Genomic DNA, 14,415 nt, shown 5'->3' with positions numbered 1-14,415 from the left:
CGTCGCAGCCGTCTAACAAGGGTGGTACCACGGTCTTTTCGTCCCTTTACCGGGAGGAAAGGCCTTTTTTTGTTGACAATACGAGATTTAAGGGGGCAGTACAAAGCATGAAAGAGAAATTGGAAGCATTGAAGGCCGAGGCATTGGCTAAGCTGCAGGAGGTAACCGATCCGCAGATTCTGAATGATTTGCGCGTAAAATACCTTGGCAAAAAAGGTGAGCTTACGGAGGTTCTGCGCGGTATGGGCGGACTCAGCGCGGAAGAACGCCCGGTGATCGGCCAGGTGGCCAATCTGGTGCGCAGTGCCATTGAAGAGGTAATCGGCTCTAAGCAGGAAATCTTCCAGCAGCAGGAGACACAGAACCGCCTGAATGCGGAGAAGGTCGATGTGTCGCTGCCGGGCCGCGGCCTGCCGCAAGGCGGTATTCATCCGCTGAACCGCGTAATTCAGGAGATTGAGGATATTTTCATCGGCATGGGCTACCGGATTGAAGAAGGTCCGGAAGTAGAGACAGACTACTATAACTTCGAGGCTCTGAATCTGCCGAAGAACCATCCGGCCCGCGATATGCAGGATTCCTTCTATTTAACAGAAGATCTTCTGATGCGCACACAGACTTCTCCGGTGCAGGTCCGCACCATGCAGGCTATGAAGGGCGAAACTCCGGTCAAAATCATCTGTCCGGGCAAAGTATTCCGCCGCGATGACGACGATGCGACCCACTCCTTCCAGTTCCATCAGATTGAAGGCCTGGTTATTGGCCGCAATATCCGCATGAGCGACCTGAAGGGCACCCTGCTGCAGTTCATGAAGGAGATGTTCGGTCCTACAGCAGGCATCCGCCTGCGTCCGAGCTTCTTCCCGTTCACCGAGCCGAGTGTTGAGGTAGACGTGAGCTGCTTCAAATGCGGCGGCGAAGGCTGCCGTCTCTGCAAGCAGAGCGGCTGGCTGGAAATCCTCGGTGCCGGCATGGTACATCCGAATGTGCTGCGGATGGGCGGCTACGACCCTGAGATTTACAGTGGCTTCGCTTTCGGCGTAGGCGCAGAACGGATCGCGATGCTGAAGTATGGCATCGATGACATCCGCTACTTCTACACGAATGATATGGGTTTTGTGAAGCAGTTCAAGGGGATTTAGAGATTTGGCGGGTGTGCGGGGTGCGTGGGGCCGAAAGGGTTGCAGTAGATTTTGAATTGCTGTTTCTATACCTGTTAAAAATGAACCGGAGGGGAATTTTGGAACTGTAGGAGCGGTAGCGTCCGCCTGAAAGCTTTCCACAGGAAAGCTCACTTCGGAAGCATAAGCAGTCACCGGATTTCAACCGTGAAAAGCGGTATAAATGAAGAAATCTGGGGACAACAGCGGCTGGAAGTCCAAATATTCTCTGTAGGAACACTGCTTTACAGAAATTTTAATAGAACGAAGTTGGCATCGTGGCTTGTTCCTTATCCGTTTCCGCAAGCCAAGCATAGGGCGGCATGGAGATAAATACATCTGAAACAAAAGGAAGTGTGCGAAAATGAAAGTATCAACCGCCTGGCTGGCTGATTATATATCGCTGGACGGGGTGACCGCTGATGAACTTGCGGACAAAATCACTACCGCCGGCATTGAGATTGACGGAGTTGAACGCCGTAACAAAGGGATTTCCGGAATCGTAACCGGCTATGTGAAATCCAAAGAAAAACATCCGGACGCCGACAAGCTGAACATCTGCATCGTGGATGCCGGACAGGGCGAGGATCTGCAGATTGTCTGCGGTGCCAAGAATGTCGCAGCGGGACAGAAGGTTCCGGTCGCACTGGTTGGCGCTAAGCTGCCCGGACTGGAAATCAAGAAAGCTAAGCTTCGCGGCGTGCTGTCGCAGGGGATGATCTGCTCGGCCAAAGAGCTGGGGCTGAACGACAAGCTGCTGCCCAAAGAGCTTCAGGAAGGCATTCTCGTATTGCCTGAGAATACGGAAGTCGGCCAGGATATTCTGAAGGTGCTTGGCCTGAACGATGAGATCCTGGACTTCGATCTGACCCCTAACCGCTCCGACTGTCTGAGCATGATCGGTGCTGCTTATGAAGTGAGCGCAATTCTGGGCCGTGACCTGCAGCTGGCAGATCCGGCGGCAGAGCTTGTGGAAGCAGGCGGACGGGCAGCGGATTCCATCACTGTCAATATTGAAAATGAAGAATACTGCAGCCATTATGCAGTGCGTTATATTGCCGGAGTGAAGACAGCTCCATCCCCGCTGTGGATTCAGAACCGCCTGATGGCGGCCGGGGTACGCCCGATCAACAACATCGTCGATATTACCAACTATGTGATGCTGGAATACGGACAGCCGCTGCATGCGTTTGACGGCGATCAGCTGGCAGGCGGAACGATTGGTGTACGGTTCGCTCATGAAGGCGAGCTGCTGACAACACTTGACGGCCAGGAGCGCAAGCTGGAGCCGCAGATGCTTGTCATCGCTGACGGGTCAGGAGCTATCGGCCTGGCTGGCGTTATGGGCGGATTATCGACTGAGGTTACAGCAAATACCGTCAATATCGTATTGGAATCCGCCAAATTCGACGGCGGGACTGTACGCAAGACCTCGCGTCAGCTGGGTCTGCGTTCTGAAGCTTCCCAGCGCTTCGAGAAGGAAGTCGATCCGAATGCCGTCATTCCTGCACTTAACCGTGCAGCTGCTCTAATCGCCCGCTATGCCGGCGGATCTGTGCATGAAGGTATTGTTCAGGCAGGCAGTGCCTCTGCCGGGGAGAAAGTACTGACCCTGTCGCTGGAGAAGCTGAATCAATATCTGGGTACCGAGCTGTCTTTGCTGGAAGTGAAGACCCTTTTCGGCCGTCTGCACTTCAAGTGCGGTGATGCTGCCCAGGGAATCGTTGAAGTTCAGGTTCCCACGCGGCGAGGCGACATCAGCTATGATGTGGATCTCATAGAAGAGATTGCCCGCCTGTACGGATATGACAACATCCCGACAACCCTAATTGAAGGGACTACTACACCGGGGGCACTCACCAGAGAGCAGTTCCTGCGCCGTGAGCTCCGCCGCCTGCTGGCTCTTGGCGGGTATCAGGAGGTTATGGGCTATTCCTTCATCCAGCCGGAACAGAGCAAGCTCTTCCCGGCACTTGCGGACGGCAAGCTCTCCGTGAAGCTGGCGATGCCGATGAGCGAGGAACGCAGCGTGCTGCGTACCAGCCTGCTGCCGCAGCTGCTGGACATTGCCCTCTATAACACCAACCGCCGTCAAGGCGATCTGGCGCTGTTCGAAATCGGCAATGTTTTCTTCACCGATGAAGAAGTGCTCACCCGCCAGCCCGGTGAACTGCCGGTACTTGGACTGCTGCTGAGCGGCACCCGTGCTGCCAAGCAGTGGAACGTAGCGGCTGAGCCTGTAGATTTCTTCGATCTTAAGGGGGCGCTTGAAACTGTATTTGCCCACCTTGGCCTTACGGACCGCATAATCTATGAAGGGGATGCTCCTGAAGGCTACCATCCGGGACGCTCTGCTTCGGTCTACCTGCTGCAGGCTGAAGGCCGCGATAAGATCGGTACCATCGGACAGCTGCATCCGGAACTTCAGCGCCAGATGGATCTGGAGGATACTTATGTAGCTGAAGTGCTGCTACAGCCGCTATATGATGCGGCGCGTTCCCAACTACAGTACAGTGAGCTTCACCGCTTCCCTGGGATGGAACGGGATATTGCGGTAGTTGTAGACGCAGAAGTTCCTGCAGGGCACCTGATAGCTTCCATCCGTGAACATGGCGGAACACTGCTGCAGAATGTGCAAGTGTTCGATGTCTACACCGGCGGCAAAATGGAAGCTGGAAAGAAGAGCGTAGCCCTCTCGCTGCTGTACCGTCATACGGACCGTACACTTACCGATGAAGAGGTTGTGGAAGTGCATGACAGAGTCGTTTCTGCTCTGGAGCAAACTTTTGGCGCAGAATTAAGAAAATAGCAGGAATTGTGCAAAGCCGCAGCGAATCCATTTAGAAACCGATTCGCTGCGGCTTTGCTGTACCCTTGTGAAGTACGGAGTCCGGTTTAAATCTATGAAATGAACACGTTTTTTTTGCCAAAGGTTAAGGAATAACGCTACAATAGCAGTAAGGAAATCAGCTTAGAATCCGCACACATACAAAGGAGGGCACAACTGTGGCTATGGACCGGACTCGTGTCGCCGTGGAGATATACGGAACTTCCTATAAACTTGTCGGAAGCAGCACTGAATATATGAAGCAGGTTGCCCGTTATGTCGATGAGCATATGCGTGCAATATCCAAATCACATTCCAGACTGGATACCCCGCGGATCGCGGTGCTTGCAGCTGTACATATGGCAGAGCAGGCTATCCAGGTTCAGGATTTCAAGAATGAATTGAATATGCTGACCGGTGAACGTACCGAGCTGCGCGTGGAGGTATCACGCCTTCAGGAGGCGCAGCGCGAACGGCAGGAAGAATACGAGAAGCTTGAAGCGGCTGCCAAGGAAGAAGCGGCGCGGCTGATTGCCGCCGTGGAAGAAGAACGCGCGAGGCATCTGGAGCTGCAGGAGCAGGAACGCCAGATGCACGCACAGCTGCTGGAGGAAGAGAAGCAGGCTGCTGCTTCCAGCCGCGGGCAGCTGACAGATGAACTGCAGGCGCGCGAAGCGGAGCTGAAAGCGCTGCGGGAGACTTACGAAGCAGAGCAGGCTGCAAGCCGCGAAGCTTCAAGACAGGAGCTGGAAGCGGCTGAAGCGTTACGGCTGCAGCAGCTTGAAGAGCTGAAGGACGCTCATCTGCAGGAGCTGGAGCAGCTTCGGGAGACACTGACCCGTGAGAAAGCGGAGACGTTGGCAGGTCTGGAGCATGAGCTGATCCAGACCCGGGAGTCTATGGGCAGTGAGATTGTTGAGATCCGTACCACCTTGAGCAAGGAGCTTGCCGATACCAAGGCAGCACTCACCAGTGAGCTCAGCGGAGAGCGCGAAGCGCTTGAGAAGGAGCTGGCCAAGAATAAGGAGCTGCGGCAATCCCAGGGGACGCAGGAGCACAGGCACAAGCAGCAGCTTCAGGAGCTGGAGAAGCAGCTTGGTGAGCTGCGCGGCGGAACCGGGCAGCTTCAGTCCCGGCTGCGCGCGGCGGAAGCCGGGCTCAAGGGCGAGCGCGATGCGCGCCTGACGCTGCTCGCGCAGTACGAAGCTGTGCTGAAGCGGGAAGAGCAGCTTGGCGAAGAGCTGCGCCTTGCGGCAGAGCAAGGGCAGCAGCATAGCGCAGAGCTGGAGGAAGTGCGCCAGCGTTACGTCCAGGCGCAGGATGAAGCAGCGGGACTTAACAGTGCGCTGCAGGAAACAGCGGACAAGCTAAGTGCAGCACTGGAAGAACTGCAGACTGCCAATGAGCTCAGCGGTCTGCTGAATGATGAGCTGGAGGGGCTGCGCCAGCGTTATGAGCTGACGCAGGAAGAAGCGTCGTCTCTCCGCAAATCTCTGCGGGAGACGACGGATAATCTGAGCCGGACACAGGCGGAATTTGACCGTACCGCGCTCGAAGCAAGCTCCTGGCAGGAGCTGGCGAACAAGCATATGGAGGATATCGGCGAGCTGGAGATGAACCTTCTGGAAGCCGGGGAGAAATCGGCAGCGCTGCAGCGTGAAGTCGAGACCCTCCGCGGACAGGCGGATGGAATGGTGCAGCAGCTTGACCTGGAAGCCCAGCTTCGTGCTGAGGCAGAGCAGGAAGCTGCCCTTCATCAGGAAGCGGCAGAGGCAGCCCGTAAGGAACTGGCGGCGCTGCGCGGCCGCTACGAAGAGCTGATCGCCCAGTATGATGAAATTCTGCAGGATGGCGAACAGCTGAAGGAACGTTATGAGCTGCTGGAAGCCGAAGGCGAGGAAGCTGCGCGGCGTCTGGAAGAGCTGTACGAGGCGGGCCGCGAAGCTGCCGCAGCGGCGGCGGAGCAGCAGGAAGCGCTCCGTGAGACCAGGGAGTACGAAGCTTCATGGAAGCAGAAGTACGAAGAACTGCAGCAGCGCGAGCAGCAGTGGAGCGAGCAGGAGGCGAAGCTGCGTGAGGAGATTGAGATCTGGCAGCAGGAAGCCGGGGATGCTGAAGCCCAGGCGGAATCCGTGAGCCGCTCGCGCAGCGAGACCGCGCAGCAGCTTGGGGAGATCGGCGAGAGCTACGAGCTCGTCCAGGGCCAGCTGCGTCTGGTTCAGGCCCAGTTCGAGCTGCAGCAGGGTAAGCTGGACAAGCTCTCCCAGGAGCACCGCAGCCTGCAGGCGGAATATGCCAAGCTGCAGAGTGAATATAATGAATGGATTCAACTGATCGAACAGGACAGTTGAATGGCGGATGCATTAACGAAAGAGCTGTTTTAAGCAGGGTGCTGCTTGGAACAGCTCTTTTGCTGTTTAGGGGGAGTCCCACCGAGTCCACCTGAAGTGAATGGTAAGGAGAATCAAAGCAACCTTGATTTCTTCAGAAGCGGACCAAAGGGCGGGAATGAAGAGCCAAAGGGCACCGGAATCCGCAAGTAGATAGGCGGCAGGCTAAGTAGATGAGCCGAATGTATGCGAAAAACCGGGTACAATGCGCCTCCGAGAGCGTAGACGAGCCGAATGTGTGTGAAAAACCGAGTACAATGTGCGTCCGAGAGAGTAGATGAGCCGAATGTATGCGAAAAACCGAATACAATGCGCCTCCGATAGATTAGATGAGCCGAATGTGTGTGAAAAACCGAGTACAATGTGCGTCTGAGAGAGTAGATGGGGCGAATGTATGCGAAAAACCGAGTACAATGTGCGTCTGAGAGAGTAGATGGGGCGAATGTATGCGAAAAACCGAGTACAATGCGCCTCCGATAGAGTAGATGAGCCAAATGTATGCGAAAAACCGAATACAATGCGCCTCCGAGAGGGTAAACGAGCCGAATGTATGCGAAAAACCGAATACAATGCTCCTCCGTGAGCGTAGACGAGCCGAATGTATGCGAAAAACCGAATACAATGTGCGTCTGAGAGAGTAGACGAGCCGAATGTATGCGAAAAACCGAATACAATGTGCGTCTGAGAGAGTAGATGAGCCGAATGTATGCGAAAAACCGAGTACAATGTGCGTCTGAGAGAGTAGATGGGGCGAATGTATGCGAAAAACCGAATACAATGTGCGTCCGAGAGAGTAGATGAGCCGAATGTATGCGAAAAACCGAATACAATGCGTCTCCGAGAGGGCAGAAGTGCCCCTGGATCCGCCGGAGGTAGACGGTGGAGGGGACTGAGGAAATCATAAATCCCTTTTGACTCTCGTAATGGGCAAGTGGAGATAAGCCAAACACTGGTGTGCCGCTTATTCCGTCATCGGGCGGGTTTGGCCGCGATTAGGCAACTCCCGCAATTAATGATTATGAATGTATAGGTTTCACATAATAAGCTATTCATAAATTAAATATTGCAACCGTTTACAACTCGGGGTAGGATGTTGATTGAGGTGAGCATGATGGATAAAAAATGGGTCAGCGGCGCGGGGGTTATTGTGCTTTTTCTGCTGCTGGCATATCTGTTTATAGACTTTGCCAATCATTCAAGCCGGATGGGCAATATTGTCAATGAATTAAGCGGGCATCCCGGCGGGGATAATTCCGGCTATCATATTGTGCTGATCGAGCAGGAGCGGTACCATCCGTACTGGGAAATGGTCGAGAAGGGTGCCAAAGAGGCTGCTGCGAAATACGGAATTGATATCGAGTTCACCGGCCCGGTGCGCAATAACATGGAGGAGCAGATCAGCCTGCTGGAAAAAGCGATTGCCGCACAGGCGGATGCGATCATCGTGCAGGGGCTGAACGACGAGAAGTTCACCCCCGTAATTGATAAAGCCGTGAACCGGGGGATTCCGGTAATCACCATTGATACAGACGCTCCGGCGAGCAGGCGGCTGGCTTATGTTGGGACCGACAATGTTGCAGCCGGCGAGGCGCTGGGCCGGATGGTGGTGCAGACGACCGGCGGTAAAGGGAAGATCGGCGTGATCATCGGCAGCGAGCTGGCCAAGAATCAGGTTCAGCGTCTGAACGGCCTCAGTAATATTGTGAAAAATTACAGCGGCCTTGCAATTGTGGATGTCCGCAGCTCCAATATCTCGCATATGGAGGCAATCCAGCAGGCAGCCGATATGCTGCGGCTTCATCCGGAGATTGATGTGATGGTCGGCACCAGCTCAACGGATGCGCTGGGAGTACTGCAGGCCTCCAAGAGCCTGAAGCGTGTCCCGATGACGATTATTGGCTTCGATAACCAGGCAGAGACCCTTGCTGCCATCAGCCGCGGGGATATCACGGCCACAGTGGCACAGCAGCCTTATCTTATGGGGGCTACGGCCGTGCGGCTGCTCCATGAGCATTTTCAGGGATTGCAGCTGGAGTCCAAATACTTCACCGGCGTGAAGGTGCTGGACAAGTCTAATGTGCAGGAGGGAGAGAGCCTATGAGTATCCGCCATAAGCTGCTCATCTGCATTCCGCTGCTTGTGCTGCTGATGAGCTCTGTCTCTTTTGTGCTTTTTGAGAGCGGAAAGAATGTGCAGGAGAGCTACCATCTGATGATGAACCGGATCATGCTGTACAAGGAAGTATCCTATGAGGTAGGGGAGAATATGCGCTCTCTGAACCGCTTCATTATGCAGGTGGACGCGGACAGCTTCCCGGAGGTGCAGAAGCATCTGAGCGCTGTGCAGGAGCTGCGGGCGAAGCTGGACGGAATGGCGACCATCGGGGGAAGCGGCCTTCCGCTGATGAACTACAGCCATATCATTGATACGTTTCTGGAGCAGGCCGGGCAGATGATTACAGAGATTGATGGTCAGGACTCCAACACACTGGCCGGTGCCTATATCGAGGCGGAGCAGACGCAGCGGTTCATCCGCGAGGAAGCACAGGAGCTGGTTGACCTGGAACTGGACCAGTACAAGCCGATCTATGCGGAGATCATGTCCACGACGGCCAAGCTGAACCGGCTGGGGAGCCTGCTGGTAATTACCGCTGCGCTGCTTAGTATCTGTATGGCGATCTGGCTGTCCGGGAGCATCACAGGACCTATCCGCCGCCTCGTGGCCACCGCCAAGCAGATCTCCAAGGGGAGGATGGATACGAAAGCGCCGGAGAGTGTTAACAACGATGAGATCAGCATCCTGTGCCGGGCTTTTAACGGAATGATCGATAATATCCAGGAGCTGATGAAGGAGAATATCAAGAACGTGGAGAAGGACCGGCTGGTCAAGGAGCTGGAGCTGAAAATGCTGCAGAGCCAGATCAATCCGCATTTTCTGTTCAACACACTGAATTCCATCGCCAAGCTGGCGTATCTGGAAGGAGCGGCAAGGACCAGCGATCTGACGGTATCGGTATCCCGCCTGCTCCGGTATAACCTGCAGAAGCTTGACCAGGCTGTACCGCTGCGCGAGGAAGTAGAGCATGTGAACGAGTATATTAACATTCAGCGGGCCCGCTTCCGTGACCGGATCGCTTTTGAGATGGATATTGATGAGCAGGCGCTCGGCGGAATGATTCCCTGCCTGACCCTTCAGCCGATCTTCGAGAATGCTTTTGTCCACGGGCTGGAGCAAATGGAGGAGGGGGCGGTGCTGTCACTGTCGATCCGCTACCGGAGCGGACTTGTAGAGATTGAGATCAGTGATAACGGTGTGGGCATGAACCGGGAGACTGTAGCGAGGCTGATGGGATCGATCGAGGAAGAGGCCCCGTATTTCAGCGGTAAAGGCCAGTCCACCGGACTGGGGACACATAATGTATTCAAACGTCTGCATCTGTTCTTTGACGGGCAGCAGCTGATCGAGATTGACAGCAGTGAAGGGCAGGGGACGGCGGTGCTGTTCAAAGTACCCTTCCGCACGTCTGCCTGAGCCGCAGGTGAGAAAGGAGATAGATTTACTATGTACAGACTGCTGATCGCCGATGATGAGGCGCTGGAACGGGAAGGGCTGGAGCTGATGATCCGCCATATTTTCCCGGATGGTTTTGAATTTCTGCATGCCGAGAACGGACGGAAGGCTATTCAGCTCGCGGAGGAGCACCGGCCTGATATTATCTTCATGGACATTAAGATGCCGGGCATTCAGGGACTGGAGGCCGTACGGCAGATTCTCACCAAGCTCCCTTCCGCGCAGATCGTGATGATTACCGCTCATGATTACTTCTCCTACGCCAAGGAGGGGCTGCTGCTGGGCGTGCGGGATTATCTGCTGAAGCCGGCCAGACGGGACGAAGTGGCGGATGTACTGAAGCAGCTGATGGCGGTGATCCAGGAGGAGAAGCGGCGCAGGAATGAGCAGCTGGAGCTGCAGGAGAAGCTGGCCCACCTGCTTCCGCTGGCGGAGAACGAGCTGACAATGATGCTCATGCTGGAGCATGTGCAGGACCTGGAGCTGGAACAAGTGGCCGGTCTGCTGGAGCTGCAGTGGGCCAAAGGCTATGCGATGGTGCTGTCATTCCCGAGGCATTCTAGCGCAGCTTGGGAAGAATTCCAGCAGGGCAAGCGGGAGATCTATGAGGCGGTCAAGCAGGTTGCCAGAGCAGGGCTCGGCTGCCTGTCCGGACCGCTGATCGGGCATCAGCTGGCGTTGTTTATTCCCTTGCCGCCGGGGCGGACCGGTTACTCACAGCGCGTCAGCTCCATGGATTGGGGGGAGCGGCTCCGCAGTCTGATAGAGCAGCGGTTCGGTCTGCCGGTCAGCATAGGCATCGGCTCGATCCGCGAGGGCTGGGACGGGCTTAGCCGATCCTACCGGGAAGCGGTCCGTGTCTGTGCGGATCACCATGATTCCTTCAGCGTGCACCACTATGATGATATCCTCCAAAGCTCCGGGCAGACGGCCGTATCCCTGGATGAGGAGAAGCGGCTGCTGGATGCACTGTTGCAGCGGAGCAAGCAGGAAGCCATAGAACGCTTCGGAATTCTGTATGCTGCTTTCGAGCAAGGCGGCGGGCGGCCGCTGCCCGAAGTGCGGGGAGAGGTGACCGGGCTCCTGCTGTTCCTCGCCAGAGGCGTTCACTCCGCAGCCGGAGCGGAGATCCTGGCCTCCTTGCATACAGCAGAGGATCCCATATCGCTCAGACTGAGCGCAGAATCCTGGCTGGAGCGGCTGATCCACAGTCTGGAGCAGGAACAGGAGCATAACCGTTCCCATGTCCATCAGCGGGCGCTGCTATACATCAGCCAGAAATATAAAGAAGACATATCTATGGAGCAGACGGCTGAATATGTGAATTTAAGCCCGCATTATTTCAGCAAATTGTTCCGGCAGCATGCGGGTGAAACCTTCATTGATTACGTCACACGGCTAAGAATCAACGAAGCGAAGCGCCTGATCACCGGAGATCAGCTGAACCTCAAGGAGATTTGTTACGAGGTAGGCTACAAGGACCCGAATTACTTCAGCAGGGTCTTCAAAAAAGCGGCCGGCATGACGCCAAGCGAATTCCGGCAGCAGCATGAGAAGCAGGGTCCTTGCTGACAGAGCAAGGACTTTTTTGTGCTCCGGCCCCGGATAATCCTATGAAAGCGGCCGGGAAGAATTACATTACAGGAGAGGAGGACGGAATGCAGGCGGAGAGCAAGAAAGTGCTGGGAATAGCGGCTCCTGCGGTGGATGATCCATGCTACACTTTTTTTGTAAGCGCAATCAAATATGCGGCTAATGAAAAGGGGCGAAGGGCAGAGTGAGAAAATACGGAAGAGCAATTTCACTGGGGATGGCAGCGTTAGTGCTGGCAGCGTCAATGGCGGGCTGTGGGGTGGTCTCAAACGGTGATAATCAGAAGAAGGAGACATCCGGCGCTGCGAAGGACGGGGACAAAATTGTCATCGGCATGTCGATGGATACCTTGAAGGAGGAGCGTTGGCAGAAGGACCGGGATATCTTTACGGCAAAAGTGGAGGAGCTTGGCGGTGAAGTGAAGGTGCTGGCTGCAAACGGCGATGATGCTACCCAGTTAAGCCAGGCGGAACAGCTGATCTCCCAGGGTGTGGATGTGCTTGTGGTTATTGCCCATAACGCGGAAGCAACGGCTCCGATCGTAGAGAAGGCTCACAAGGAAGGCATCAAGGTCATTGCCTATGACCGCCTGATCAATAATGCCGAGGTAGACTATTATATTTCGTTTGATAACGTGCGTGTCGGAGAGTTCCAGGCGCAGGCGGTCATTGATAAGGCTCCTAAAGGCAATATCGTCTATATCGGCGGTGCCGATACGGATAACAACGCCCATATGTTCAAAGAAGGGGCGATGAATATTCTGAAGCCGCTTGAAGAGAAAGGCGACATTAAGATTGTCTACGACCAGTTCTCCAAGGACTGGAAGCCGGAAGAAGCGCTGAAAAATATGGAGAATGCGCTGACCGCGAACAATAATGATGTTCAAGGTGTGGTAGCAGCCAATGACGGGACTGCAGGCGGTTCGATTCAGGCGCTCACGGCTCAGGGCATGGCCGGTAAAATACCGGTATCCGGCCAGGATGCTGACCTTGCTGCGGTACAGCGTATCGCTGAAGGCACGCAGCTGATGACGGTCTACAAGCCGATCAACGCGATTGCAACCAAAGCTGCGGAAATGGCAATAGCAGCTGCCAAAGGCGAAAGTATTTCGACTGAAAAATCAGTTAACAACGGTAAAATTGATGTTCCTTCTGTGCTGCTCGATCCGCTAGCGGTCAATAAGGATAACCTGGACGTACTGATCAAGGACGGCTTCCACAAGCTTGAGGATGTCTACAAGAACGTTCCGAAGGACCAGTGGCCGAAACAATAAGGGCGGCCTGTCCGTCAAGCAGATGCGGCGCCTGTGGCGTTACCGCATCTGCTTGCAGGTTTAAGGGCCGGAAGGAGGAGCGGAAGGCATGAATGTACTTGAAATGGTAGAGATCAGCAAGACATTCCCCGGTGTTAAGGCGCTGGACCATGTGAACTTCAAGGTCAGGCAAGGGGAGATTCACGCCTTATGCGGCGAGAACGGCGCTGGTAAATCCACGCTGATGAAGGTATTGAGCGGACTATACCCTGCAGGGACATACGGCGGGGAAATCCTGATCAATGGGGAGAAAAAGTCTTTTCATAGAATAACGGATGCGGAGAAGGCCGGTATCGCGATTATTCACCAGGAGCTGGCACTCGTGAAGGAAATGACGGTCGGCGAGAATATCTTTCTGGGGGCAGAGCCGGTGAAGCGGGGGGCGATCCAGTGGAATGAGCTGTACCATCAGGCTTCGCTATGGCTGAAGAAGGTCGGGCTGAATCTGTCTCCGGACACGAAGATCGGCAATCTCGGCATCGGCCAGCAGCAGCTGGTCGAGATCGCCAAGGCACTCTCCAAGCATACCAAGATTCTCATTCTGGATGAACCGACGGCAGCTCTGACCGAGAGCGAGGTGTCTATCCTGATGGGCATTCTGAACCAGCTGCGGCGCGAAGGGGTAACCTGTGTCTATATTTCACACAAAATGCCTGAAGTGTTCGCACTGGCTGATTCCATCACCGTGCTGCGGGACGGGCGGACGGTAGCTACACTTGACCGCAGTGAGACAGATGACGACCAGATTGTATCCCTAATGGTTGGCCGTGAACTCACGGAGCGTTATCCGCGCGTGGAGCATTCGCCTGGGGAGAAGGTGCTTGAGGTCAGAGATTATAATGTATGGCATCCGGAGAAGCGCCGGCAGAAGGTGCTCCGCGATATTGAATTCAGCCTTCGTCAAGGTGAGATACTGGGTATTGCCGGGCTGATGGGCGCCGGACGCACGGAGCTTGTCAGCAGCCTCTTCGGCGCCTATGGGGGCCGGGCCGAAGGAACGGTGCTGATTGAAGGCAAGGCCATTAAGATCCGTTCCATAGCCGAGGCGATCAAGGCGGGGATTGCCCTGGTTACAGAAGACCGTAAACGCCAGGGGCTGGTCATGGGGATGGATGTCAAACGTAACACCACTTTAGCCACACTGGGCAAAGTCGCAAGGCTGGGGGTCATCAATGAGAATGAGGAAATTAAGTGGGCAGACCGGTACGTGCAGGATCTGAAGACGAAAACAGCTTCGCTGGAAACGCTGGTAGGCACACTGTCCGGGGGGAACCAGCAGAAGGTGGTTATCGGCAAGTGGCTGATGTCAGACCCCAAAATCCTGATTATGGACGAACCTACCCGGGGCATCGACGTCGGGGCGAAGTACGAAATATATAATTTGATGAATCAGCTGGTAGAGCAGGGCGTTGCCATTATTATGATCTCCTCGGAGCTTCCGGAGGTACTGGGCATGAGCGACCGGATTCTGGTGATGTGTGAAGGACAGTTCGTACGGGAATATGATTGGCGGGAAGCGACGCAGGAGAATATTATGCTGGCCGCTACGGGAGGTAGATAGAG

General features: G+C 55.0%; 9 protein-coding genes. All 9 read left to right on the top strand.

Translation table 11 applies throughout. From position 1 onward, the window contains the following. Positions 1 to 107 precede the first annotated feature (107 nt). The 9 genes from pheS (at position 108) to NSU14_RS22045 (ending at position 14,413) form a co-directional block, all read left to right on the top strand. Positions 108 to 1,142 carry a phenylalanine--tRNA ligase subunit alpha gene (pheS, locus tag NSU14_RS22085; protein WP_042135043.1) on the top strand — a complete coding sequence of 345 codons (1,035 nt, stop codon included), beginning with the start codon at positions 108 to 110 and terminating at the stop codon, positions 1,140 to 1,142. 382 nt (positions 1,143 to 1,524) lie between these two features. After that, entirely contained in the window at positions 1,525 to 3,969 is a 2,445-nt protein-coding gene (gene pheT / locus NSU14_RS22080; RefSeq protein ID WP_340947356.1) for a phenylalanine--tRNA ligase subunit beta, read from the top strand. Positions 3,970 to 4,172: 203 nt separating this feature from the next. After that, complete coding sequence (gene zapA, locus NSU14_RS22075; RefSeq protein ID WP_340948976.1) at positions 4,173 to 6,338, top strand: cell division protein ZapA; 2,166 nt, start codon at positions 4,173 to 4,175, stop codon at positions 6,336 to 6,338. 1,147 nt (positions 6,339 to 7,485) lie between these two features. Beyond that, positions 7,486 to 8,478, top strand: a complete 993-nt coding sequence (locus tag NSU14_RS22070) for a sugar-binding protein (RefSeq protein ID WP_042140900.1) — start codon at positions 7,486 to 7,488, stop codon at positions 8,476 to 8,478. Beyond that, positions 8,475 to 9,908 (top strand): sensor histidine kinase, encoded by a 1,434-nt coding sequence (locus tag NSU14_RS22065; protein ID WP_076242626.1) that lies wholly within the window; start codon positions 8,475 to 8,477, stop codon positions 9,906 to 9,908. The genes NSU14_RS22070 and NSU14_RS22065 overlap by 4 nt, the downstream gene beginning before the upstream one ends. 30 nt (positions 9,909 to 9,938) lie before the next feature. Further along, a complete protein-coding gene (locus tag NSU14_RS22060) occupies positions 9,939 to 11,519 on the top strand; it encodes a helix-turn-helix domain-containing protein (RefSeq protein ID WP_042135050.1) in 1,581 nt (526 codons plus the stop codon). Positions 11,520 to 11,560: 41 nt separating this feature from the next. Then, positions 11,561 to 11,728: a hypothetical protein gene (locus tag NSU14_RS22055; protein ID WP_340947355.1), complete on the top strand. Its 168-nt coding sequence runs from the start codon at positions 11,561 to 11,563 to the stop codon at positions 11,726 to 11,728. 29 nt (positions 11,729 to 11,757) lie between these two features. Continuing rightward, a complete protein-coding gene (xylF, locus tag NSU14_RS22050) occupies positions 11,758 to 12,813 on the top strand; it encodes a D-xylose ABC transporter substrate-binding protein (protein ID WP_042140901.1) in 1,056 nt (351 codons plus the stop codon). 88 nt (positions 12,814 to 12,901) lie between these two features. Continuing rightward, a complete protein-coding gene (locus NSU14_RS22045) occupies positions 12,902 to 14,413 on the top strand; it encodes a xylose ABC transporter ATP-binding protein (RefSeq protein ID WP_340841441.1) in 1,512 nt (503 codons plus the stop codon). Positions 14,414 to 14,415: the final 2 nt, after the last annotated feature.

This window comes from Paenibacillus sp. FSL R10-2771, from assembly GCF_038000205.1.
In the GTDB taxonomy this organism is placed as follows: Bacteria; Bacillota; Bacilli; order Paenibacillales; family Paenibacillaceae; genus Paenibacillus_AQ; species Paenibacillus_AQ phytohabitans.
Note: the sequence above shows the minus strand (reverse complement) of the source record. Positions and strands in the feature narration are given on the sequence as shown.